At 70.0% G+C, this 23,442-nt stretch carries 24 protein-coding genes and 1 pseudogene (1 of these 25 running past the window's edge); 8 read left to right on the plus strand and 17 right to left on the minus strand.

Annotated elements, in window-relative coordinates; translation table 11 throughout:
• The gene (locus ACEQZY_RS01100; protein WP_370151694.1) at nt 1-1,179 is read left to right on the plus strand and encodes a PepSY-associated TM helix domain-containing protein; all 1,179 of its coding nucleotides are present in this window, start codon (nt 1-3) and stop codon (nt 1,177-1,179) included.
• A gap of 2 nt (nt 1,180-1,181) precedes the next feature.
• Here ACEQZY_RS01100 and ACEQZY_RS01105 read toward each other — a convergent pair whose 3' ends face one another.
• The 5 genes from ACEQZY_RS01105 to ftsE are packed head-to-tail and all read right to left on the minus strand — an operon-like array spanning nt 1,182 to nt 4,820.
• Nucleotides 1,182-1,919, minus strand: coding sequence for a lysophospholipid acyltransferase family protein (locus ACEQZY_RS01105; protein WP_370151696.1), 738 nt, complete (start codon nt 1,917-1,919; stop codon nt 1,182-1,184).
• Nucleotide 1,920: 1 nt separating this feature from the next.
• Nucleotides 1,921-2,670, minus strand: coding sequence for a YdcF family protein (locus tag ACEQZY_RS01110; protein WP_370151698.1), 750 nt, complete (start codon nt 2,668-2,670; stop codon nt 1,921-1,923).
• A complete protein-coding gene (locus ACEQZY_RS01115) occupies nt 2,670-3,236 on the minus strand; it encodes a D-glycero-alpha-D-manno-heptose-1,7-bisphosphate 7-phosphatase (protein ID WP_370151701.1) in 567 nt (188 codons plus the stop codon). Before ACEQZY_RS01115 ends, ACEQZY_RS01110 begins: the two co-directional genes overlap by 1 nt.
• 10 nt (nt 3,237-3,246) lie before the next feature.
• A complete protein-coding gene (locus ACEQZY_RS01120) occupies nt 3,247-4,140 on the minus strand; it encodes a cell division protein FtsX (protein WP_370151704.1) in 894 nt (297 codons plus the stop codon).
• A complete protein-coding gene (gene ftsE / locus ACEQZY_RS01125; RefSeq protein WP_370151705.1) occupies nt 4,137-4,820 on the minus strand; it encodes a cell division ATP-binding protein FtsE in 684 nt (227 codons plus the stop codon). Before ftsE ends, ACEQZY_RS01120 begins: the two co-directional genes overlap by 4 nt.
• A gap of 131 nt (nt 4,821-4,951) precedes the next feature.
• On the opposite strand from ftsE, the pseudogene ACEQZY_RS01130 reads away from it, so the two are divergent.
• From ACEQZY_RS01130 to ACEQZY_RS01140, 3 genes and pseudogenes are all read left to right on the plus strand, one after another.
• Nucleotides 4,952-5,050, plus strand: a pseudogene (locus tag ACEQZY_RS01130) (zinc-ribbon domain-containing protein); the annotation flags it as partial.
• Nucleotides 5,051-5,110: 60 nt separating this feature from the next.
• Entirely contained in the window at nt 5,111-5,893 is a 783-nt protein-coding gene (locus ACEQZY_RS01135) for a DUF3426 domain-containing protein (protein WP_370151731.1), read from the plus strand.
• 223 nt (nt 5,894-6,116) lie between these two features.
• Complete coding sequence (locus ACEQZY_RS01140) at nt 6,117-6,494, plus strand: response regulator (RefSeq protein WP_341705756.1); 378 nt, start codon at nt 6,117-6,119, stop codon at nt 6,492-6,494.
• 6 nt (nt 6,495-6,500) lie between these two features.
• Here the strand turns inward: ACEQZY_RS01140 and ACEQZY_RS01145 are convergent, their stop codons facing one another.
• Nucleotides 6,501-6,896, minus strand: coding sequence for a VOC family protein (locus ACEQZY_RS01145; protein ID WP_341705755.1), 396 nt, complete (start codon nt 6,894-6,896; stop codon nt 6,501-6,503).
• Between the two features lie 220 nt (nt 6,897-7,116).
• Here ACEQZY_RS01145 and ACEQZY_RS01150 point away from each other — a divergent pair, with 220 nt between their 5' ends.
• Nucleotides 7,117-7,407, plus strand: a complete 291-nt coding sequence (locus ACEQZY_RS01150) for a GIY-YIG nuclease family protein (RefSeq protein ID WP_370151707.1) — start codon at nt 7,117-7,119, stop codon at nt 7,405-7,407.
• A 202-nt stretch (nt 7,408-7,609) separates the two neighbouring features.
• Here the strand turns inward: ACEQZY_RS01150 and ACEQZY_RS01155 are convergent, their stop codons facing one another.
• The 4 genes from ACEQZY_RS01155 to argH are packed head-to-tail and all read right to left on the minus strand — an operon-like array spanning nt 7,610 to nt 13,129.
• Complete coding sequence (locus ACEQZY_RS01155) at nt 7,610-10,219, minus strand: TIGR02302 family protein (RefSeq protein ID WP_370151709.1); 2,610 nt, start codon at nt 10,217-10,219, stop codon at nt 7,610-7,612.
• Nucleotides 10,195-11,478, minus strand: coding sequence for a diaminopimelate decarboxylase (lysA, locus tag ACEQZY_RS01160; protein ID WP_370151733.1), 1,284 nt, complete (start codon nt 11,476-11,478; stop codon nt 10,195-10,197). The genes ACEQZY_RS01155 and lysA overlap by 25 nt, the downstream gene beginning before the upstream one ends.
• A 51-nt stretch (nt 11,479-11,529) precedes the next feature.
• On the minus strand, nt 11,530-11,685 hold the full coding sequence (locus tag ACEQZY_RS01165; RefSeq protein ID WP_341705099.1) for a hypothetical protein: 156 nt from the start codon (nt 11,683-11,685) through the stop codon (nt 11,530-11,532).
• Entirely contained in the window at nt 11,675-13,129 is a 1,455-nt protein-coding gene (gene argH, locus ACEQZY_RS01170; protein WP_370151711.1) for an argininosuccinate lyase, read from the minus strand. The genes ACEQZY_RS01165 and argH overlap by 11 nt, the downstream gene beginning before the upstream one ends.
• An 18-nt stretch (nt 13,130-13,147) precedes the next feature.
• On the opposite strand from argH, the gene ACEQZY_RS01175 reads away from it, so the two are divergent.
• Entirely contained in the window at nt 13,148-13,708 is a 561-nt protein-coding gene (locus tag ACEQZY_RS01175; RefSeq protein ID WP_370151713.1) for a redoxin family protein, read from the plus strand.
• A gap of 130 nt (nt 13,709-13,838) precedes the next feature.
• On the opposite strand, the gene ACEQZY_RS01180 is transcribed toward ACEQZY_RS01175, so the two are convergent.
• The 5 genes from ACEQZY_RS01180 to ACEQZY_RS01200 form a co-directional block, all read right to left on the minus strand.
• Entirely contained in the window at nt 13,839-14,711 is an 873-nt protein-coding gene (locus ACEQZY_RS01180) for a 3-hydroxybutyryl-CoA dehydrogenase (protein WP_341705102.1), read from the minus strand.
• A 37-nt stretch (nt 14,712-14,748) separates the two neighbouring features.
• The gene (locus tag ACEQZY_RS01185; RefSeq protein WP_341705103.1) at nt 14,749-15,684 is read right to left on the minus strand and encodes an FAD-binding protein; all 936 of its coding nucleotides are present in this window, start codon (nt 15,682-15,684) and stop codon (nt 14,749-14,751) included.
• 1 nt (nt 15,685) lies between these two features.
• Nucleotides 15,686-16,435, minus strand: coding sequence for an electron transfer flavoprotein subunit beta/FixA family protein (locus tag ACEQZY_RS01190; protein ID WP_341705106.1), 750 nt, complete (start codon nt 16,433-16,435; stop codon nt 15,686-15,688).
• Between the two features lie 189 nt (nt 16,436-16,624).
• Entirely contained in the window at nt 16,625-17,770 is a 1,146-nt protein-coding gene (locus tag ACEQZY_RS01195; protein WP_370151716.1) for a glycosyltransferase, read from the minus strand.
• Nucleotides 17,771-17,963: 193 nt separating this feature from the next.
• Nucleotides 17,964-18,398 (minus strand): N-acetyltransferase family protein, encoded by a 435-nt coding sequence (locus tag ACEQZY_RS01200; protein WP_370151718.1) that lies wholly within the window; start codon nt 18,396-18,398, stop codon nt 17,964-17,966.
• Between the two features lie 241 nt (nt 18,399-18,639).
• Here ACEQZY_RS01200 and ACEQZY_RS01205 point away from each other — a divergent pair, with 241 nt between their 5' ends.
• Nucleotides 18,640-19,503: a hypothetical protein gene (locus tag ACEQZY_RS01205; RefSeq protein ID WP_370151721.1), complete on the plus strand. Its 864-nt coding sequence runs from the start codon at nt 18,640-18,642 to the stop codon at nt 19,501-19,503.
• Nucleotides 19,504-19,748: 245 nt separating this feature from the next.
• Nucleotides 19,749-22,352, plus strand: a complete 2,604-nt coding sequence (gene clpB, locus ACEQZY_RS01210; protein ID WP_341705261.1) for an ATP-dependent chaperone ClpB — start codon at nt 19,749-19,751, stop codon at nt 22,350-22,352.
• A 143-nt stretch (nt 22,353-22,495) separates the two neighbouring features.
• Here the strand turns inward: clpB and ACEQZY_RS01215 are convergent, their stop codons facing one another.
• Nucleotides 22,496-23,104: a glutathione S-transferase family protein gene (locus ACEQZY_RS01215; RefSeq protein ID WP_370151723.1), complete on the minus strand. Its 609-nt coding sequence runs from the start codon at nt 23,102-23,104 to the stop codon at nt 22,496-22,498.
• 104 nt (nt 23,105-23,208) lie between these two features.
• Nucleotides 23,209-23,442 carry the 3' portion of a peptidoglycan DD-metalloendopeptidase family protein gene (locus tag ACEQZY_RS01220; protein WP_341705263.1) on the minus strand. 1,068 nt of this gene lie beyond the right edge of the window, so the window shows 234 of its 1,302 coding nt (coding positions 1,069-1,302); its start codon lies off the right edge, out of view; its stop codon occupies nt 23,209-23,211.

Below are 23,442 nucleotides of genomic sequence, written 5' to 3' on the forward strand. Positions count from 1 at the left end.
ATGCGCCCGGTCTGGCTGCTGGTGCACCGGGTCGCGGGGCTGGCGACGGCAGGCTTCCTGCTGGTTGCCGGCCTGACCGGTGCGGTGATCGCCTTCCATTTCGAGCTGGATGCCGCGCTCAACCCCGACATCTTCGCCATCCATGGCGGGGAAGCCGGTCCGCCGCTGCCGGTCGACATGCTGGCGGATCGCGTCGCGGCGGCTGAGCCGCAGGCGGTGCTGCGCTACATGCCTCTCAATGTGCGGCCGGGCGAAACCGCCCGGATCGGCCTGCGGCCGCGTTTCGATGCGGCTGCCGGCCGGCCGGCGCCGCTCGGCTATGACGAGGTGTTCGTCGCACCGGACAGCGGCCGGATCATCGAACGGCGGCAGCGCTATGGCTGCTGTCTCGACCGGCGCCATCTGGTCGGCTTTCTCTACCGGCTGCATTACACCCTGCTGCTGCCGGGCCGCTGGGGCACATGGCTGATGGGGGCCGTTGCCGTGATCTGGCTGGCCGACAGTTTCATCGGCGCGTATCTGACGCTGCCGCGGGCCCGGCCGCTGGCGGCGCATTGGGCGGTATCGTGGAAGATCAAGCGCGGTGCCGCGCCGCGCCGGCGCCATCTTGACCTGCACCGCGCCGGCGGCCTGTGGTTCTTTCCGGTGCTGGTGATGCTGGCCTTCACCGGCATCTACTTCAACCTGAATGCCGAGCTGTTCCGGCCGGCCGTCGGGCTGTTCAGCCAGCCGACCCCGTCGCCCTACGAGCAACGCGCGGCCCGGCCGCCCGGCGATCCGGCGGTGGCGCGGATCGGCTTCGGCGGCATTGCGGAACGGGCGGCGGCCGAGGCGGCGCGGCGCGGCTGGCGCGACCGGCCCGGCGGCATTTCCTACCATCCCGCCTATGGCATCTATGCCGTGCATTTCTTTCCCGGCCAGGCCGATTACGGCGCCGGGCCGAACCGTCCGTATCTCTATTACGACGGCAGCGACGGCCGCCTGCTGCAGGCCGAGGTGCCGCTGCAGGGCAGTGCGGCGGATATCCTGTTCCGGCTGCAGTTCCCGCTGCACAGCGGCTGGATCGCCGGGCTGCCCGGACGGATCCTGGTCAGCCTTGCCGGTCTGGTGACGGCGATGCTGTCGGTGACCGGGATTGTCCTGTGGTGGCGCCGCGGCCGGCCGGCCCGGCGCGGCTGACGTCAGCCGCGCACCGGTCCCGTCCTGGTTTCCGCCTCGAGCTCTGCCTGCGCCGTCTCGATGCGGGTTTCGAGGGCCTGCATGAAGTCGTCGCGGTGCAGCCCTGGCGGAATCGGCGCCAGGAAGCGCAGCACGATGGTGCCCGGCGGCCGGCGCCAGCCGCGTTTGGGCCAGAAGCAGCCGGAATTCACCACCGCTGGCACCACCGGCAGCTTCAGGTCGCGGTACAGCGCGGCGACGCCGGGCTGGTAGGGCGCCGGCTCACCCGGCCGGGTGCGGGTGCCCTGCGGGAAGATGACGATGCGGCGGCCCTCGGCGGCGGCGGCACGGGCATCCGCCAGCATTTTCTTCAGCGCCTTCGCGCCGCCCTCGCGGTCGACCACGATCATGCCCTGGCCGCGGCACAGCGCGCCGTAGATCGGGATCTTCAGCAGTTCCTGCTTCATCACCACCGCCGGGGTGCCGAACAGGTGGAAGATGATCGTGGTGTCCCACAGCGACTGGTGCTTGGCGGCGATGATGACGGGGCCGGCGGGAATCTGCTCCAGCCCCTCGATGCGCACATGGATGCCGGCGATGGCGCGCAGCAGCCGGTTGATGCCGCGCGCCCACAGGGCGTTGATGGCGAAGAGCTGCGCGCGGTCGCCGCGGGCCAGCGGGATCAGGCTGTACAGCGCCAGCAGGGTGCCGAAGCCGAGGAAGACGGCCTGGAAGGCAAGCGAGCGCAGCAGCAGCAGCATGTCAGTCCGCCGGCCGGCCGTCGCCGGCATTGCTGCTGCCGGCATTTCCGCCGGCATTGCCACCTGTGCCGTCCAGCGCGCCGGCGATGGCGCCGTCCAGCCGCGCGCGCAGCAGCGCCAGCAGGTATTTGCTGTATTCGCCAAGCAGGAAGGCGGCGGCCTGGCGGCGCTGCCACCAGCCCTCGACGCGCAGCTGGTCGGGCTGCACCGGATGCGGCAGGATCGCGATGCCAGGCAGGCGGCGGCCGAATTCCACCATCGCCCGGGGCAGGTGGTAGTTGGCGGTGACCAGCCGGATCGACCGGTAGCCGCGGGTGGCGATCCAGCCGGCGGTCTCGGCGGCATTGCCGGCGGTATCCGCCGCCTCGAAGCCGAGATCGACGCAGCAGTCGAACAGCACCTGCAGGTCGAGATGGCGCCAGTCGCCGGACACCTGCCGCGAATCCGGCATGCTCGGCAGCAAAGCCTGCTGCAGCGAGGCCTTGCTGACGGTGGCGCCGACGCCGGAGACCAGCAGCCGCTCGGCCCTGTTGGCATCCAGCAGCCGCAGGGCGGTGGCCAGCCTGGCGGTGCCGCCGGTCAGCACCACGATGCCGTCGGTCGGCGTCTCGTCCGGCGCCGGCAGATGCTCGACCTGGTCGAGGAAGGCGAGCGCGCCGCCCAGCCACAGCAGCAGCAGCACGACCGCGGCCGTGAACCAGCGGGAGAGCCGGCGGCCCAGCGGCACCGGCGGTTTCCTGTCGCGCGCCATCAGGCCGCTCCCGTCTCGTTTGTCTGTGGCGCCAGCAGGCGGCCGGCCGCATCGGCCAGGTCCTCGGCCACCGTCACCGGCAGCAGGCCGGGCGGAATGCCGGCGGCCTGGGTCTGCGCTCCCTTGCCCGTGCGCACCAGCATGCGGCGGCAGCCGGCGGCGGCGGCGGCCTGCAGGTCGGTCAGGCTGTCGCCGATGAACACGGTCGCGGCCGGCCCGGTGCGGAACTGCGCCATCGCCTCGCGCAGCATGCCGGGGCCGGGCTTGCGCCGGTCGGTCGCCGCCCAGGGCGGGTCGGGGGCGAAGAAGATCGCGTCGATGCGGGCGCCGGCGGCGGCGAGTTCGCCGCGCAGCCGGTCGTGGATGCGGCCGAGCATCGCCGCGTCGATGATGCCCTTGCCGATGCAGGCCTGGTTGGTGCAGATGGCCACCGGCCAGCCGCGCGCATTCAGCCGCGCCACGGCTTCCGCCGCGCCGGGCAGCAGGACGAGTTCGTCGGGCGACTTCACATAGTCGTCCGGATAATCCCGGTTCAGCACCCCGTCGCGGTCGAGCAGAATCAGCATGCCATCTTCTCTACAGCATCCGGCGCAGTTCGCCGAGTACCGTGCGCCGCGCGGTGACGATGGCGAGGCCGGCCGCGGCCAGCGGCAGCACCAGCAGGGCCAGCCAGTGCCACCAGGCGAGGCTGAGGCCCGGCAGCAGGCCGGTGCCGACGCGGGATGCCAGCAGCTGGATGCCGGCCAGGATCAGCAGCGCGGCGAAGATTCCGGCGACGCCGCCGCGCAGGGCCTGGCCGGCCACATGGCGCTGGAACTGGCGGGCGATGTAGCCGTCCTCGGCACCCATCAGGTGCAGCAGCTCGATGGTGTCCCGCCGGGCTGCAAGCCCGGCCCGTGTCGCGAAGATCACCATGGCCGCCGCCGCCAGCCCGACCAGCAGCACGATGCCGCCGCCGAGCGACTGCAGCAGGCGGCCGAGCTGCACCAGGCGGTCGAGCCACGGTTTCGGGTCGTCGACCTGGGCGCCGGGCACCGCCGCCTGCAGCCGCGCCGCCAGCGCTGCCACCGACAGCGCGCTGTCCTCGTCCAGGGTGACGTCGATCAGGCCGGGCAGCGGCAGGCCGCCGGCCTGCAGCGCATCGGCGCCCAGCCAGGGTTCCAGCAGCGCCTCGATGGCCGGGCGCGGCATCGGCACTGCGGATTTCACGCCGGGAATGTCGTGCAGCACGGCGATGGCGCGGCCGATGCGCGGCGCCATCGGCTGGTCGGGCCGGTCGGCGATCTGCACCGTCAGCTTCGCGGCGACGCCGCGGCGCCAGCCATCGATGCTGCCATCCAGCGCCAGCGCCCCGGCCAGTGCCAGCGCGGCCAGGAACACCATCACCGCCAGCGCCCAGGGCAGGAAGCGGCCGCTGCTGTCGGCGCCGAGCTGCAGGTCGGAGACGGGCCGTGCCTTGCGCGCGCTCATGCCGCCGCCCCGCCGGTGCCGTTGCGGTCGATCGCCAGCTGGCCGCCGCGCAGCCGCATCACCGGAAAGCGGAAATCCTGCAGGAGATGGGTATCGTGGGTGGCCAGCACGATGGCGGTGCCCAGCTTGTTCAGCTCGACGAACAGGTACATCAGCCGCCCGGCCATCTCGGGATCGACATTGCCGGTCGGCTCGTCCGCCAGCAGCAGCGAGGGCCGCGCGATGACGGCACGGGCAATCGCCACGCGCTGCTTCTCGCCGCCCGACAGGGTCGCCGGCCGGGCATCCAGCCGGTCGCCGAGGCCGACCCAGGTCAGCAGCTCGATCACATGGTCGCGGGTGCGCTTCTCGTCGGCGCCGGCGATGCGCAGCGGCAGGGCGACATTGTCCAGGGCGGTCAGGTGGTCGAGCAGGCGGAAATCCTGGAAGACGACACCGATGCGCCGGCGCAGCATCGGCAGCGCCGACCGGCTGGCGGTGGAGACATCCTGGCCGAACATGCTGATCAGCCCGCGGCTGGGCCGGTGGGCCAGGTACAGCAGCTTCAGCAGCGAGGTCTTGCCCGCGCCGCTGGGCCCGGCGAGGAAGTGGAACGACCCCGGGGCCAGCTCGAAACTGACGTCGCGCAGGACCTCGGGCCCGGGCCCGTAGCGCATGCCGACATTCTGGAAACGCACCAAGCCGAATTCTCCCAATGCCTTGCGCGCCAATATCTTGCGGGGCGCCAGCCTTGCCTCGCCGCCCCTGTCCGTCCTATAAGGGAAAGAATACGGAAACGCAAAAGGGGCCGCTTGAGGGTCCGCATTGAGGCATGATCCTTACCTGCCCTAACTGCGACACGCGATTCCGGGTCCCGCCCGAGACCTTCGGTCCCGGCCCGCGCAAGGTGCGCTGCTCCCGCTGCCGGCATATCTGGAAGCAGGAGCCGCTGCCGGAGCCCGAACCCCCGCCGCCACCCGCCCCGGAGCCCGTGCCGGAGGAGGAATTCCCGATTCCCCCCAGGCGGCTGCCGCCCGAGCCGGCGCCGCCCCGGCCGCCGCCGGACGACGACGACCTGCCCGACCTGCCGCCGCTGCCCGATCCCGATGCCGAGCCGCCGCCGGTGCCTTCGGTGCTGGCCGCCCTGGCGGCCGAATCCGACGAGGGCGACCTCGACCGGCCGCCCCTGCATCCGCCCTTCGACGGGCCGCCCTCGGATGGCGCGGACGACGAGGAGGACCCGGACGCGATCCTCAACCAGCGCCGCGAGCGGCTGGCCCGGGCCGGCATGCAGCGGGCCCCGAGCCAGCCGAAAAAGCGGCGCTCGCTGGCCTGGCTGGGCTGGCTGCTGCTGATCGCGCTGCTGGGCGCGGTGATCGGCGGCGGCTACGAGAAGCGCACCGAGCTGGTCGCCTTCTACCCGCCGCTGGCCCGGCTGTATGAAAAGCTGGGGCTGCCGGTGGATACCGCCGAATGGCTGGGGCTGGAGCTGCATAACCTGAAATCCGCCACCATCCTCGAGGATGGCCAGACCCGCATCGCCGTATCCGGCGAGGTGGTGAATGTCGGCGATGCGGAGCGGCCGGTGCCGGCGATCCGGGTGTCGATGCGCGGGGCCGGCGGCAAGGAACTGGCCGCCTATACCCTCAAGCTGGAACAGCCGGCCATCGAGGCCGGCGGCAAGCAGACCTTCGACGTCAAGCTGCCGGCGCCGAAGGACGAGGTCACCGATCTCGAAGTGGCCTTCGCCAGCCAGGCCCAGATGGCCCAGTAAGCGGGCCCGGCAAGTGGAGCTGGTGACCGGTCCGGACCGGCGGCTTCCCGGCCCGGTAGTTTTGGACATAGGTCTTTTCCCGTTCCGCTTCCCGACCGTTTGATGCTAGGGTCGACGATCGGTTGCCGCGGCAGGGCCCGCGCAACCGGCCTGGCTGATCCAGAAAAGGTGGTCGTCGGAGGCAAGAACCTGCCACCGATCCGGCGGCCGTCGGCGAGGATGCATGGCGCAGATTCTTGTCGCCGAAGACGAAGTGCCTGTGCGGGAATTCATCCGCCGTGCCCTTGAGCACCGCGGCCATGACGTCGTGGCCGTGGCCGATGGCGCCGATGCGGTGGTCAAGCTCAGCCGCGCCCGTTTCGATCTGCTGCTCACCGATATCGGCATGCCCAACATGGACGGCGTCGAACTGGCGCTGAAGGCGGCGCGCGACTGGCCGGAGATGCCGGTGCTGATGATGTCGGGCTACACGCTGGAACGCCGCCGCGCCCATGGCATCGGCGAGCTTGCCAGCGCCGTGCTGCAGAAGCCCTTCAGCATGGTCGATCTCAACGCGGCGGTCGACGAGGTGCTGGCGGCGCGTGCCACGGCGGAAGACTGAGCCGCCTCAGGACCCGAGCCGGTTCGCGATTTCCAGCAGGTTGCCGTCCGGGTCGCGGATATAGACCGACAGGATCGGCCCGGTCGCGCCGGTGCGCCGCACCGGCCCCTCGATCACCGGCACGCCGCAGGCGGCAAGATGCGCCGCCACCTCGGCCACCGGGCGCGATGTCAGGAAGCACAGGTCGCCGCTGCCCGGCACCGGCGTTGCGGCCTTCGGCTCGAATTCGCGGCCGGCCTGGTGCAGGTTGATCTTCTGGCTGCCGAAACTCAGCGCCACGCGGGCGATGCCGTCGGCGGAGACGAACCGCGTCTCCTGCATGCCGAGCGCTTTTCCGTAGAAGGCGACGGTGGCGTCGATGTCGCGCACGGTCAGCACCAGGTGGTCGAGGCTGTCGATCATGGCGCGAGGCTAGCATGCCGCGGCCGCGCCGCCGCCTGAGAAAACGTCAAGCCGGCGGCGAACGGACATGCAGGGGCATGATCCGGCGGTTGCGGAATGACCGCACTGGGTCCCCGCTTTCGCGGGGACGACGGGAGATTTCGGTGAGAGATTTCGGTTTTCCTCGTCGTTCCCGCGCAAGCGGGAACCCAGTCGCATGCGCCGGTGATAAACTGGCCGTATGGAGCGCCCCTGCGTCTACATACTCGCCAGCCGGCAGAACGGCACACTGTATACCGGCGTAACCGGCAATATTGCGAAGCGCGCCTGGGAGCATCAGGTTGCGGCAGTCCCCGGATTTGCGCGGCGCTATGGCGTCGACCGGCTGGTCTTCGTGGAATTCCACGACACGATGCCGGATGCTATCCTGCGGGAGAAGCGGATCAAGAAATGGCGCCGCGCCTGGAAGCTGGAGCTGATCGAACGTGCCAATCCGGACTGGCGCGATCTCTACGACGATCTGTTGCGCTGACGAGCCGGGCGCTCTGGGTTCCCGCCTGCGCGGGAACGACGGGGACGGGAGCGGGTGGGGAGAATGGACATCCCGCTGCGCCCGGCCATGTCCGCCTGCACGGGGATGATGGGCGTTGTGCATCCCCTTTCCGTCGTTCCCGCGCAGGCGGGAACCCGGTCCGGCAGGCGGCGGTGCGGCAGGCAGTCCGGCAGGGGTGGCGTCAGAACCGGCGCAGCAGGCGGTCGAGATAGTCGCGTTCGGCGTCCGGCCGGCTGCGGTCGCCGGCGCGGCGCTGCAGTTCCTCGAGGATGCGCCGCGCGCGCTCGACCGGGCCGAGCTGGCCGTCGAAGCGGTTGCCGTCCTCGGTGCCGGCCTCGGTGTCGCTGTTGAACGAGCGGCCGAAGGGGTCGCGCTGGTTGCGGCTGTTCTGCCGCGCATCGGCGGAGGGGGCCTGGCCGTCCGGGCTGCCGCGCTGGGCCTGCTGCATGTCGCGCAGGCCCTGCCGCAGCTGTTCCAGCGCGTCGTTCTGGCCCTGCATGGCCTGGCCGTTGTCGTTGCGGCCGAGCGCCTCGCGGGCATCACGCATGGCGCGGTCGGCGCGGCCCAGCGTGTCGGGGATCGGCATGCCGTTTTCGGCCAGCCGGCCCATCATCTCGCCCAGCCGGCGCCGCAGCTCCTCCTGCTGGCGCGCATCGGCCTCGCTCTCGCCGGGGCGGCCGCCATTGCGGCCCTGCTGCTGGCTGCGGCGGAAGCTGCGGTCGAGCAGCTGCTGCTGCTGGCGCATCATCTCGCCGAATTCCTGCATCATCTGCCCGGGCTGCTGGCCGCGCTGGCCCTGCCGGCCGCGGCCCTCGGGCATGCGGGCCAGCCGGCCGTTCTTCAGCGCCTCCATCATGCGCTGCATCTGCTGCAGCAGGTCGCGGGCCGAGTCACGGTCGCCCATCTGCGCCATGTCCTGGGCGCGGTCCATCATCTCCTGCAGGTCCTCGCCGCTCATCGCCTGGTCGTCGTCGTCCAGTTCCTCCGGCTCCTCGCCGCGCGCCAGCCGTTCCATGGCGTCGCGCATCATCTCCTCGATCAGGCGGTCCATCGCCTGCCGCAGTTCCTGCATCAGGCGCTGGATCTCCTCGTCATCGGCATTGCGGTCGATGGCATCCTGCAGCCGGTCCATCAGCGCCTGGAAGTCGCGTTCGGCCTGGCTGCGCCGGCCATCCTCGATCTGCAGGGCGATCTGCCACAGCAGGTCCTGCACGGCGGCCACGGCCGGCGGCCGGTGGTCGAGGCGCAGCCGGGCGGCGGCCATGCGCAGGCCCAGATGCGCGGCGACATCGTCGCCATAGGTCTCCGGCGCCAGGGTCAGGGCCTTCAGGGCGCCGGTGACGCGCTGCCACTGCGCCGGGCGCAGGGCGAGGTCGCGGCGCTGTTCGACGATGGCCTTCGCCACCGGATGGCGGAACCTGCGCGACGGCAGGGTCACCATCAGGGTCTCGCTGCGGCCGACCTGGCCGATGGCATCGGTGGCCACCAGGGTCATCGCCACGTCGAGCCCGGCCCAGGGATGCGCGGTCAGGTCGAAGCTCTGCCGGTCGGCGACCGGGCCGGGCGCCGCCGGCGGCACCGGCCAGTCGAGGGTGACCGGCGTTTCGGCGCCGTCGCGGGCCATCTCGATGCGCAGGCCCTGCAGGCCGTAATCGTCCTCGGCGGCGATGTCGATGTCGAGCGTGTTCTGCCGGCCGGTTTTCGGCGGCTCGGCGAAGCGGATCTGCGGCGGCGTGTCGGGCACCACGGCGATCCGCCAGTCGGCGAAGGGGCTGTCGCGCCGCAGCAGGCTCAGCCGGGTATCGGTCCCCTGGCTGAGATCGATCGGCAGGTCGAGTTCGGCATGATGCTCGTCGATCGGCTTCAGGGCATGCTCGGCCCGGCCGAAGCGCAGCGCGAAACCGCCGGCCGGGGCGGCCAGCCGCAGTTTCAGCGCGCTGCCGGTCGGCACCTGCAGCACGGCATCCGGACCGGCGGCATTGCCGCCGGCCGCCGCCGCCGGCAGCGCCTTGCCGTCGCGGGTCAGGAAGATCGGCGCCCGGCCGGTATAGGCCGGCGGCGTGATCCAGGCATCCAGGGCCAGCACCGCGCCGGGCGGCAGGGCGGTGCCGGGATTGAGGGTGTCGGCCAGGCGCTGCGCACGGTCCTCGCCGGGGCTGGCCCAGGCCACCACCAGCAGCAGGCCCAGCGCGGCGCGGATGCCCCAGACATCGCGCCGCCACCAGCCGGCTTCCGGCGTGCCCACCTTCGCATCGGCCAGCCGCGCCAGCGCCTGGCGGCGATGCAGCGCCCACAGCGCCCGGGCGATCGGGTCCTGCTGTTCGGGCGACAGCCGGTCGGCGGCGGCCTCCAGCGGACGGTGGTCGAGATGGTTGATCCGTTCCAGCCGGCGGGTCGCCGCCGCCTCGCCCGGCCAGCGCAGGCCGCGCAGGCCCTGCCACAGGGCGCCGCCGGTGGCGGCGGCGAAAGCGAACAGCGCCAGCCAGTGCAGCCAGACCGGCAGGAAACGCCAGACATCGAAACCGGCGAGGATGAAGAACACCGCCAGCACCATGGCGGCCGGCATCAGGCCGGGCCACAGGCTTTCCCAGAACAGGGCGGCACGGGCCAGCGCCAGCCGGCGCAGCAGGGCCGGCGGCAGGAGGGCGGTCGCACCGGCAGCAGCAGGCGGGAGGGCGGCAGAGGCAGAAGAGGAGGCCGACGACGACGCGGCGGCCATACCGGCGGCGCCCGGCGGGGCGGCCGGGGCGGACTTGTCGGGGAAGCCTACGCCTTCGCCTCGCTGAACCATGCCGGCAGGGTCTCCAGGGCCGTCATGTCTTCGATGCTAGGGCGGCGGCGGGTAATGGCAAACCGGTCGCCATGCACCATCACCTCCGGGGCCAGCGGCCGCGCGTTGTACATCGAGGCCATGGCCGAACTATAGGCGCCCGCCGAGAGAATGGCGAGCAATTCCCCCTGTTCGACCGGCGGCATCGGCCGGCCCTCGGCAAAGGTGTCGCCGGTCTCGCAGACCGGGCCGACAATGTCCACCGGAGCGGTTTCGGCGCCGGAAACCGGCTCTTTTACCGGCACGATGCGGTGATAGGCCTCGTACATGGCCGGCCGGATCAGGTCGTTCATGCCGGCATCGAGGATCAGGAAGGTTTTCGCCTCGGCCGGCTTCACATAGGTGACGCGGGTCAGCAGCAGGCCGGCATTGCCGACCAGGTAGCGGCCCGGTTCCAGCGCGATCTCGCAGCCCAGCGGCGCGATATGCCGGCGCACCAGGTCGGCATAGAGCTTCGGGTCGGGCGGCGTCTCGTCGTCGTAGCGGATGCCGAGGCCGCCGCCCAGGTCGATGCGGCGGATGTCGTGGCCGGCGCCGCGCAGGGCCGTCACCAGCTCGGCCAGGCGGATGAAGGTGTCTTCATAGGGCGCCAGGTCGGTCAGCTGGCTGCCGATATGCACATGCACGCCGGTCACGCTGATGCCGGGCAGGGCGGCGGCCTCGGCATAGACGTCGAGGGCGCGGCGATACGAGATGCCGAACTTGTTCTCGGCCTTGCCGGTGGTGATCTTCCGGTGCGTCTTCGCATCGACATCGGGGTTGATGCGGATGGCGACCGGGGCGCGCACGCCCAGGCCGGCGGCCACCTCGGACAGCATCTGCAGTTCGGGTTCGGATTCGACGTTGAACTGCGCGATGCCGGTATTGCCGGCCTGCAGCGCCTGCCGCATCTCGTCGCGGGTCTTGCCGACGCCGGCGAAAATGATCTTCGACGGCGCGATGCCGGCCTTCAGCGCCAGCTGCATCTCGCCGCCCGAGACCACGTCGGCGCCGGCGCCGAGGCTGCCCAGATGCCGCAGCAGCGCCAGGTTGGCATTGGCCTTCATCGCATAGGCGATCAGCACCGGCAGGCCGGCAAAGGCCTCGGCCAGGCTGGCATAGCGGTCGGTCAGCGCCGCGGTCGAATAGACATAGGCCGGCGTGCCGACCTCGGCGGCGATGCGCGCCAGCGGCACGCCCTCGGCGCAGAGCAGTCCGTCACGATAGGTGAACCAGGGCAGATCGGTCATGTCGGGAAATCCGGGCGGGTCGGCGGGATCGGCAATGCGGGATCAGTAATAGCGGACATTCTTGGTCCGGTCGGGCGCGCTGGCCGGCCGCTGCACCGCATCGGGCGGGAAATCGGGCACGTCCTTGCGGCCGCAGCCCGACAGGCCGGCCACGGCCAGCAGCAGCAGGAAAACGGCGGCGGTCGCCCTAACGCGCATTGCGGCCCTCTTTCGCCAGCAGCGCGCGCCAGCGCGCCACCTGTTTCTTAACATTGGCCGGTGCGGTGCCGCCATAGGAGATGCGGCTCTTCACGGAATTCTGCACGCCGAGCACGGCGAAGACATCCTTGGTGATGCGCGGCTCGACCGCCTGCATCTCGGCCAGGGTCAGGGCTTCCAGCGGCCTGTTCCGCTCTTCGGCCAGCCGCACGATCCGCCCGGCCACGTGATGGGCCGACCGGAACGGCATGTCCAGCTTGCGCACGCACCAGTCGGCAAGGTCGGTGGCGGTGGTATAGCCCTCGCCGGCCGCCGCCTGCAGCACCGGGGCATTCGCCTTCAGGTCGGCGATCATGCCGGCGCTGGCGGCGATGCAGAGTTCCAGGCTGTCGACCGCATCGAAGACCGGTTCCTTGTCTTCCTGCATGTCCTTGCCATAGGCCAGCGGCAGGCCCTTCATGGTGACCAGCAGGGCGTTGAGGTCGCCGACGATGCGCCCGACCTTGCCGCGCACCAGCTCGGCGGCATCGGGGTTGCGCTTCTGCGGCATGATCGACGAGCCGGTGGTGAAGGCATCCGACAGGCTGACGAAGCGGAACTGCGCGGATGTCCAGATGACGATCTCCTCCGCCAGCCGCGACAGATGCACGGCGCAGATCGCCATCGCCGACAGTGCCTCCAGCGCGAAATCGCGGTCGGAGACGGCATCGAGCGAATTGGCCATCGGCGCGGCAAAGCCGAGATCCTTCGCGGTCATGTGGCGGTCGACCGGCAGCGACGTGCCGGCCAGCGCCGCGGCGCCCAGCGGGCTTTCGTTCAGCCGCGCGCGGGCGTCTTTCAGGCGGCCGCGGTCGCGGCCCGCCATCTCCACATAGGCCATCAGGTGATGGCCGAAGGTGACCGGCTGGGCGGCCTGCAGATGGGTGAAGCCCGGCATCACCGTGGCGGCATACTCCTCGGCGCGGGCCAGCAGCTTGTGCTGCAGGTCGGCCAGGCCGGCATCGAGGCGGTCGATGGCATCGCGCACCCAGAGGCGGAAATCGGTCGCCACCTGGTCGTTGCGCGAGCGCGCGGTATGCAGGCGGCCGGCCGGTTCGCCGATCAGCTCGGCCAGCCGCGCCTCCACATGCATGTGGATGTCTTCCAGCTTCGGATCGATGCGGAACCTGCCGGCCTCGATCTCACGCAGAATTGTCTCCAGCCCGGCCTGGATCTTCTTGCCTTCGGCGGCCGAGATCAGGCCCTGTTTCACCAGCATGCGGCAATGGGCCTGCGAGCCGGCGATGTCCTGCCGGAACAGCCGCCGGTCGAAGCCGATCGAGGCGTTGATCTCGGTCATGATCGCGGCCGGGCCTGCGGCGAATCGTCCACCCCACATGCTGTTGGCGGCCTTGCCTTGTCTGCTGCGGGGCTTGGCTTTATCTGATGTCTTGCGTGCGGCCATGATCGGAGTGATGCGGGTATGAAGCGGTTTCTGATGATGATGGTGGTGCTGGGCCTGGCGCTGGCAGGTCCGGGGCTGGCGCAGGGCGCCGCGGCATCCGGTCTGCCGCGCGAGGGCGAGATGCGCAAACTTACCCTCTCGGCGGACCGGAAGCCAGCCGCCACGCCGGAATTCCGCGACGAAAAGGACCAGCCGATCACGCTGGCGGCCTTCCGCGGCCGGGTCGTGCTGCTGAATCTGTGGGCCACCTGGTGCGTGCCCTGCCGCGAGGAGATGCCGGCGCTGGACAGACTGCAGGCCCTGCGCGGCGGGCCGGATTTCCAGGTGGTGGCCGTCGCCCAGGACCGCGCCGGCCGCGAGAAGGTCGCGCGCTTCCTGGCCGAGACCGGCGCCACGCGGATCGTGCCCTATCTCGATGCCAGCATGAAATCGGGCCGTGCCTGGGGTGCCATCGGCCTGCCCACCACCATCCTGATCGACCGCGAGGGCCGCGAGATCGGCCGCCTGGTCGGTATCGCCGACTGGGCCAGCCCGGACGCGCTGACGCTGATCGACGCGGTGATCGCGGAAAAGCCCTGATCGTCATGCCCGCGAAGGCGGGCATCCAGGCAGTGGATCGACCGGGTTCCCGCTTGCGCGGGCATGACGGGGCGGGAATGGAAAAGGGGCCATGCGGCCCCTTTTTTGCTGTCCGTCTCTGCGCCGGCCCTCAGCGGGTCGGTGTCGGGTGCTCGCCGCGATAGTCGTAGAAGCCGCGGTTGGTCTTGCGGCCGAGCCAGCCGGCCTCGACGTATTTCACCAGCAGCGGACACGGGCGGTACTTGCTGTCGGCGAGGCCCTCGTAGAGCACCTGCATGATCGAGAGGCAGGTATCGAGGCCGATGAAGTCGGCCAGCTGCAGCGGTCCCATCGGATGGTTGGCGCCCAGCTTCATGGCCGTGTCGATGGCTTCCACCGAACCCACGCCCTCATAGAGGGTGTAGATCGCCTCGTTGATCATCGGCAGCAGGATGCGGTTGACGATGAAGGCCGGGAAGTCTTCCGAATTGGCCGGGGTCTTGCCCAGGCGGACGGTCAGTTCGCGCACCTGGCGGAAGGTCTCTTCCTCGGTGGCGATGCCGCGGATCAGCTCGACCAGCTGCATCACCGGCACCGGGTTCATGAAATGCATGCCCATGAACTTTTCCGGCCGGTCGGTCGACGAGGCCAGCCGGGTCACCGAGATCGACGAGGTGTTGGTGGCCAGCAGCGCCTCGGGTTTCAGCACCGGGCAGAGCTCGGCGAAGATCTTCTTCTTCAGCCCCTCGTTCTCGGTGGCCGCCTCGACGATGAAGTCGGTGTCCTTGAAGGCGGTGATCGCGTTGGCGGTGCGGATGCGGGCCAGCGCCGCGGCGCTGTCGGCTTCTGAAATCTTGCCGCGGGCGATCTGCCGGTTCATGTTGCCCTGGATGGTCTCCAGGGCCTTGTCGAGCTGCTGGGTGTTGATGTCCTGCAGCACGACGTCATAGCCGGCCAGCGCGCAGACATGGGCGATGCCGTTGCCCATCTGGCCTGCGCCGATCACCCCGATCGTCTTAATCATGCGGATGCCCCGATCCGGTTGCGCGACATGCGGTGGCTTACTTGCCCAGCTCGGCTTCGAGTTCCGGCAGCACCTTGAACAGGTCGCCGACCAGGCCGTAATCGGCCACCTGGAAGATCGGCGCCTCCTCGTCCTTGTTGATGGCGACGATCACCTTGCTGTCTTTCATGCCGGCCAGATGCTGGATCGCACCCGAGATGCCCACCGCGATATACAGCTGCGGCGCGACGATCTTGCCGGTCTGGCCGACCTGGTAGTCGTTCGGCACGAAGCCGGCATCGACGGCGGCGCGGCTGGCGCCGACGGCGGCGCCCAGCTTGTCGGCCACCGCCTCGATCAGCTTGAAATTGTCGCCCGAGCCCATGCCGCGGCCGCCCGAGATGACGATCTTGGCAGACGTAAGCTCCGGCCGGTCGGATTTCTGCAGCTCCTGGCCGACGAATTTCGACAGGCCCGGATCGGCAACCGCCTCGCCCTTCTCGACGGCGGCCGAGCCGCCCTCGGCGGCGGCGGCCTGGAAGCCGGTCGCGCGCACGGTGATCACCTTGACGGCATCGGCCGACTGCACGGTGGCCATGGCATTGCCGGCATAGATCGGCCGCACGAAGGTATCGGCCGACTTCACCTCGATGATGCCGGAAATCTGCATGACATCCAGCAGGGCGGCGACGCGCGGCATCACGTTCTTGCCGGTGGTGGTTTCCGGCGCCAGCACGGCGGCATAGCCCTTGGCGAGGCCGGCCACCAGCGGCGCCAGCGCCTCGGCGAGGCCATGGGCATACTGCGCGCCTTCCACCTGGATCACCTTGGCGACGCCGGCGATCTTGGCGGCGGCCTCGGCGGCCGGGCCGCAATTCTCGCCGGCGACCAGCACATGCACGTCGCCGCCGATCTTGGTGGCGGCGGTGACGGTGTTCAGCGTCGGCGCCTTCAGCGAGGCGTTGTCGTGTTCGGCGATGACGAGGACGCTCATGTCAGATCACTCCCGCTTCGGTCTTCAGCTTCTGCACCAGGGTGGCCACATCGGGCACCTTGATGCCGGCGGAGCGCTTCGGCGGTTCCTCGACGCTCAGCGTCTTCAGCCGCGGCGCGATGTCGACGCCCAGGTCTTCCGGGGTCTTCTCGTCGATCGGCTTCTTCTTCGCCTTCATGATGTTGGGCAGCGACGCATAGCGCGGCTCGTTCAGGCGCAGGTCGGTGGTGACCACGGCGGGCAGCTTCAGCTCGACCGTCTCCAGGCCGCCATCCACTTCGCGGACAACCGTGGCCTTGCCGTCGGCCAGCGCCACCTTGTTGGCAAAGGTGCCCTGGGCCCAGTTCATCAGCGCGGCCAGCATCTGGCCGGTCTGGTTGCTGTCGTCGTCGATGGCCTGCTTGCCGACGATCACCAGCTGCGGCTGTTCGGCCTCGGCGATCTTGGCGAGGATCTTGGCCACCGCCAGCGGCTGCACTTCCGCATCGGTCTTCACCAGGATGCCGCGGTCGGCGCCCATGGCCAGAGCCGTGCGGATGGTTTCCTGGGCCTGGGCCGGGCCGATCGAGACGGCGACGATTTCCGTGGCGGTGCCGGCCTCTTTCAGGCGCACGGCCTCTTCGACGGCGATTTCGTCGAAGGGATTCATCGACATCTTGACGTTGGCGAGATCGACACCCGTCTTGTCCGCCTTGACGCGGATCTTGACGTTGTAGTCCACCACGCGCTTGACCGCGACCAGTACCTTCATGGACATCCAACCTTTTTGCTGGCGAAACAGACCGGCAGCCCGGCCGGAGAGGCGGGGCGCCTGCGATTTTTTCGCGCTGCACACTATCGCCCGCCCAAGGGGCTGTCAACGAACCGCAACCCGCGGCTTCCGCTCCGTCAAGTGCAGGCAGGGCGCGGAAAATCCGCCCGTCGCCGGCAGTGCCGGCAGCTAGCCGCGGGGTGTCGCGGCCACCGCGCGGTACAGGCTTTCATACCGGGCGACGATCACCGGCAGCGCGAAATTCTCCGCCGCCCGCTGCCTGGCGCGGCGGCGCAGGCCGTCCCGTTCCGCCGCCGGCATGTCGAGCAGCCGGGCCGCCGCCGCCGCCAGTGCGGCGGGGTCGCGCGGCGGCACGATGGCGCCGCAGTCGCCGATGATGGTGGCCACGTCGCCGACATTGGTGCCTAGGCAGGGCGTGCCGCAGGCCAGCGCCTCGCCCACCGCATTGGGAAAGCCCTCGCCATAGGCGGAACTGAGCACCAGCAGGTCGATGCCGGCCAGGATCGCGGCGATGTCGTCGCGCGGGCCGAGCAGGTGCAGGCGGCCATCCGCGCGCGCCGCGGCCTGGGCCAGCATCGGGTTGCCGGCATCGCAGCCGCGCCCGGCCAGCAGCACATGCAGGTCGGGATGGGTGGTCCGGAGCCGCTCGGCCATGGCGATGAAGGTGGCGTGGTCCTTCATCGGATCGAAGCGCGCCACCATGGCGATCATGCGGGTGCCGGCCGGCAGGCCCAGCAGGGCGGCCAGCCGCGCCGCCGCCTGCGGGTCGGGCTGGAAACGGTCGAGATCGAAGCCGTTCGGGATGATCTCCCAGCGCCGGGCGCGGTAGCCGATGGCGTCGTGATGGCGGCGGCCGCTTTCCGAATTGCTGATCACCAGGTCCGGCAGCGGCGAGGCCAGTGCCAGCAGGCGCAGCACCAGCCGCGTGCCGAAGCCGTAATCGGCCAGGTTCATGTCCGAGCAGCGGATGTTCCACAGCAGCCGCGCACTCGGCGCCAGCCGGCGTGCCAGCAGGGCGACGAGGTCGGCGTGATACAGCCAGCTCTGCAGTATCCGCGGCCGGTGGCGCCGCAGCAGGCGCCACAGCCGGAACAGTCCGGCCGGCAGGCTGAAGGGGCCGCGGATGTCCAGCGCATGGACGGCGATGCCCTGTGCCTGCAGCTGCCGGCCGATCGGCCCGGGGTCCTGCAGGCTGACCACGATATTGGTGATGCCGGCCGGGTCCATGGCGGTCGCCAGTTTTTCCAGCATCCGCTCGGCACCGCCGACCTGCAGGCTGGTGATCAGATGCATCACCTTGACTGGCGGGGCCATTCCCGGGCGGGCCGGATCGGTGCCGGCGGCATCGGACTGTCTGTCGGGGGCGACCATGCGGGGTGACGGAGCTCTTGACCGGAAACGAGAAATTCAGGCTGGGCGATGGCACCATAACAGGTCCGCCGCAGCCGGACAGGCTTTCGGCCCGGCCATGGCCCGGCCATGGTCCGGGCTGGCCGGGTGCCAGCCGTTAGCCGGTGCGGGTTTCCATGCGGATCAGTCCGTCATGCAGGCCGGCCTCGGCATAGCCGGCGCGGGAGAACAGCTGGCGGCTGGCGGTGTTCTCGGGCCTGATCTCGGCCCGGAACGACTGGCCGGGCAGCTGCCGCATGGCTGCCTGCAGGACGGCGACGGACAGGCCGTGGCCACGCCGGTCCGGCGCCAGGTTGACGCTGACGGCCCAGATATCGCCCTCCCGGTCGAAGCGGACAACCCCGACCGGCCCGGCAGCATCCGCGGCCATGAACAGCCGCCGGTCCGGCCGCTGCAGCGTATCGGCAAGCCAGCGCAGATGGTCCGCCCATGCGACCGGCGCGCTGTCGCGGAACATGGCCCGGGTATGGGGGTCGTTCCGCCACGCGAAAATCAGGGCGGCGTCGTCCGGACTGGCGGGACGGATATCCATGGTGATGGTCCGTAGCTTTCGGTGCGGCGGTTGTCAAACCGGCGCCATGGCGGCAGGGCTTGACATTTATTCCTTATATACCTATTTTGTTCTCATCGTCAAGTGCCATTTTCCGGATGGCGGCTGCCGGATCGATGAAGCCGCAGCCAGAACGAGAGCGCCAGCCGGGGCCAGACCAGAGATCAGCCAGAGCAGAGATCAGCCGACCAGAGAGACAGCCAGAGAGGCGAGGAGGCCTGCCATGTCTGTGGAAACCAGAACTGCCGTTCCCGGCGCCCAATTCTCCGGCCCCGAATTCCCCGGGTCCGGCCCCGCGGCGGCCGCCCCGAAGCCCCGCCGCAAATCCCCGGTCCGCATCGACTGGGCCGCCGCCGCCCGGCTCTGGGCCGCCGGCGGGCGGCCTGCCGCCATCGCCGGGCGGCTGGGCATCCCGGAAGACCGCCTGTGGCGCCATCTGCGCCGCAGCGCCCGTTTCCGCCGGCAGCTGGCCGAGCAGATGGAACGCCTGCGCCTGCAGGCCGCGATCGAATATGCCGCCGCCGGGCGGGATGCCGCGCTGGAGGGCTGCCGGCAGGCCGGCGCCGAGCCCTGGCAGGCGCAGGCCGCCGGGCTGGCCGGACCGGCCCCGGCCGGCGAGCTGGTGGAGGGCCTGCGCCGGGCGGCGGGCGGGCGGGCCGTCCGCAGGCAGATGGGGGCGGAACTGCCGGCCGCCGCACCGGCACGGGTAGCGGCACGGGCTCCGGCACCGGAACCCGCCCCGGAATCTGCCCCGGCAAGGCCGGGCGCCGCCCTGCCCGGCCTTGCTTTACCCGTGCGCACCACCTGTATCGGCCTGACCCGGCCGCGCCCGGCCCGCCGCGACCAGGGCACCCCTGAAGGGGACGGGGCACCACGAACCACCGCGAACCCGGACGAACCGTCGCGAACCGTCACGAACCGCGACGAACCATCGCGAACCGAGGCGAACCGGGACGAACCGCCACGAACCGGAGCGAACCTGGCCGGGCAGGCAGACGACGACGATCCGCCGATGCCGCCCTCGCTGGCCAGCATCTTCCGGTCCATCACCGATCTTCCGGCCGCGCCGCCGGCCGGTTCCGGCTGAGCGGTTGCGGCTGAGCGGCCGGGCCGAGGGCCCCGGCCCGGGCGGCGGCGCTTGATTCACCGCAAGGAAACCATCCGGCGGGTCCGCCAGTCTGCCTTGCGGCCAGTCTGCCCTTGCCGCCAGTCTGCCCTTGCGGATGGCGGGCGGCTCCCCACATCTCAAGACAAGAGAGACAGGGGCCCGCCCCGGACCTGCCGCCAAGCGGGGGTTGCGGATCGAGGGCTGCCAGCAAGGAGCTCAGTCTGATGGATTTCGAGAAATACACCGAACGCGCCCGCGGATTTCTCCAGGCGGCGCAGACCATGGCGCTGGCGCGCGGCCACCAGCGTTTCGCCCCCGAACACCTGCTGAAAGTGCTGATCGACGATCCCGAGGGCATGGCGGCCGGCCTGATCCGCGCCGCCGGCGGCCAGCCCGATGTCGTGAAGGCGCGCAATGAAGACGCGCTCGGCAAGATCCCGAAGGTCGAGGGCGGCGGTGCCGGCCAGCTTTACCTGGCGCCCGAGATGGCGCGCCTGTTCGAGGCGGCCGAGAAAATGCGCGAAAAGGCCGGCGACAGTTTCGTGGCCGCCGAACGCCTGCTGCAGGCGCTGGCCATGGCGGCGGGCAGCCCGGCCGCCGAGGCGCTGAAGGCCGGCGGCGTCAGTCCGCAGGGGCTGGAGAAAGCCATCCAGGACATGCGCAAGGGCCGCAAGGCGGATTCGGCCTCGGCCGAACAGGCCTATGACGCGCTGAAGAAATACGCCCGCGACCTGACCGAGGCCGCCGAGACCGGCAAGCTCGATCCGGTGATCGGCCGCGACGAGGAAATCCGCAGGACGATTCAAGTTCTGTCGCGGCGCACCAAGAACAATCCCGTCCTCATCGGCGAACCCGGCGTCGGCAAGACCGCCATCGTCGAGGGCCTGGCTTTGCGCATCACCAAGGGCGACGTGCCGGAAAGCCTGAAGGGCAAGCGGCTGATGGCGCTGGATCTCGGCGCCATGATCGCCGGTGCCAAGTTCCGCGGCGAATTCGAGGAGCGGCTGAAGGCCGTGCTGGCCGAGGTCACCGCCGCCGAGGGCCAGATCGTGCTGTTCATCGACGAGCTGCACACCCTGGTCGGCGCCGGCAAGGCCGACGGCGCCATGGATGCCTCCAACCTGCTGAAGCCGGCTCTGGCGCGCGGCGAGCTGCATTGCGTCGGCGCCACGACCCTGGACGAGTATCGCAAGTATATCGAGAAGGATGCCGCTTTGGCCCGCCGCTTCCAGGCGGTCTTCGTCGGCGAGCCGACGGTGGAGGACACGATCTCCATTCTTCGTGGCCTGAAAGAGAAATACGAGGTGCATCACGGGGTGCGCATCACCGATGGTGCCATCGTCGCCGCCGCCACCCTGTCCAACCGCTACATCACCGACCGCTTCCTGCCCGACAAGGCGATTGATCTTGTGGACGAGGCGGCGGCGCGGCTGCGCATGGAGGTCGACAGCAAGCCGGAAGCGGTCGACGAACTCGACCGCCGCATCATCCAGCTGAAGATCGAGCGCGAGGCGCTGAAAAAGGAAACCGACGCGGCCTCGCAGGACCGGCTGGCGAAGCTGGAAAAGGAACTGGCCGACCTGGAAGAGCAGTCGGCGACGCTCACCGCCGCCTGGCAGGCCGAGAAGGACAAGCTGGGCGATGCGCAGAAGCTGAAGGAACAGCTCGACCAGGCCCGGCTCGACCTGGAGCAGGCGCAGCGCAAATCGGACTGGAACCGGGCTTCGGAACTCTCCTATGGCGTGATCCCGCAGCTGGAACAGAAGCTGAAGGATGCGGAAGCGGCCGGCGGCAACGGCGGCAAGGCGATGGTGCAGGAGGCCGTCACCGACAGCGACATCGCCGGCGTGGTGTCGCGCTGGACCGGCATCCCGGTCGACAAGATGCTGGCCGGCGAGCGCGAAAAGCTGCTCGGCATGGAAAAGAAACTGGCGACGCGTGTCGTGGGCCAGGACGAGGCGCTGGTGGCCGTGGCCAATGCCGTGCGCCGCGCCCGCGCCGGCCTGCAGGACCCGAACCGCCCCATCGGCAGCTTCCTGTTCCTCGGGCCCACCGGGGTGGGCAAGACCGAGCTGACCAAGGCGGTGGCGGAATTCCTGTTCGACGACGATGCCGCCATGGTGCGCATCGACATGTCGGAATACATGGAGAAGCATTCGGTCAGCCGGCTGATCGGCGCCCCGCCGGGCTATGTCGGCTATGACGAGGGCGGCGCGCTGACCGAGGCCGTGCGCCGGCGCCCCTACCAGGTGATCCTGTTCGACGAGGTCGAGAAGGCGCATCCGGATGTCTTCAACGTGCTGCTGCAGGTGCTGGACGATGGCCGGCTCACCGACGGCCAGGGCCGCACGGTGGATTTCCGCAACACCGTGATCATCCTCACCAGCAATCTGGGCAGCGAGTATCTGGCCCGGGCCGAAGGCGAGCAGATCGACGAGGCGACCCGCCACCAGGTGATGGAAGTGGTCCGCTCAAGCTTCCGGCCGGAATTCCTCAACCGGCTGGATGAAGTGATCCTGTTCCGCCGGCTCAGCCGGGCGAACATGACCGGCATCGTCGAGATCCAGCTCGGCCGCCTGCGCAGGCTGCTGGCCGACCGCAAGATCGAGCTGAAGCTGGACGAGGCGGCCCGGCACTGGCTGGGCGAGGCCGGCTACGACCCGGTCTACGGCGCCCGGCCGCTGAAGCGGGTGATCCAGCGCGCGCTGCAGAATCCGCTGGCCAGCCTGATCCTGGAAGGCGAGATTCCGGATGGTTCGACCGTGAATGTCTCGGCCGGCGCGAACGGCCTGACGATTCAGGGCCGGATGGTCGAAGCGGCCGAATAGCGGGCGGCGGAGTAAGCGGAGCAGCCGGCGGCCGTTAAAGTAACATCGTCGCTCCCGCGAAAGCGGGAGCCCAGTCCAGCGGGCATTCTGGCCAGCGGGCATTCTGGGTCCCCGCTTGCGCGGGGACGACGAAGTGAAGACGGTCAGTCCTCCGGCAGCATCTTTACATGGCCGGGCTGGCTGGCGATGCGGGCGAGCCAGGTGCGCAGGGCCGGATAAGGTGCGAGGTCGAGATCGGCCTCGTCGGCCCTGTGGGTGTAGGCATAGAGCGCGATGTCGGCGATCGTGTACCGCCCGGCGGCGAAGAAATCGTGCTTCTGCAGGTGCGTGTCCATCACCGCCAGCGCCGCATGGCCGCGTTTCAGGCGGTCGGGCATCTCGGCCATGCGCGGATGGTCGCGGCCCAGATGGCGCAGGATGTAGCGCGGCGTCGCCACATAGGGTTCGTGGCTGTACTGCTCGAAGAACAGCCATTGCAGCACCTGCGCCCGCGGCAGCCGTTCCGCCGGCCAGTAATCGGTGCCGTCGGCGAGCCAGCAGAGGATGGCGTTGCTCTCGGCCAGGCAGGTGCCGTCGTCGAGCTGCAATGTGGGGATGCGGCCGTTCGGGTTCTTCTGCAGGAAGTCCGGCGTGCGCGTCTCGCCCCTGTCGATGTCGAGTTCGACGCGGGTATAGGCGATGCCGAGCAGGGCCAGCAGCAGCCGGCATTTGTAGCCGTTGCCGGAATCGAGATAGTCGTAGAGCGTCAGCATGAAAAAACTCCGGGAGGGAAGCCCGCCCGGAGTTTGCTCAAGCGGCGGCGTCGCCGCCAGCCGAATATTGTGCCGATTGTATCGGTGGGATCAGTTGCGCCGGATCAGTTGCGCCGGTCGAGCTGGGCGACCACCGGGACGCCGCGGATCTCGGCATCGATCTTCGCCGCATGCTGCTTGAACAGGTCGTATTCGCGGCCGGCCAGCTTGCGGCCCGAGGGGAAGCGCACGCCGGTCGGGTTGACCTGCTTGCCGTTGACCAGCACCTCGTAATGCAGATGCGGGCCGGTGGAGCGGCCGGTGGTGCCGACATTGCCGATGATCTGGCCCTGGCGGAC

It is taken from the genome of Ferrovibrio sp. (assembly GCF_964218355.1).
In the GTDB taxonomy this organism is placed as follows: Bacteria; Pseudomonadota; Alphaproteobacteria; order Ferrovibrionales; family Ferrovibrionaceae; genus Ferrovibrio.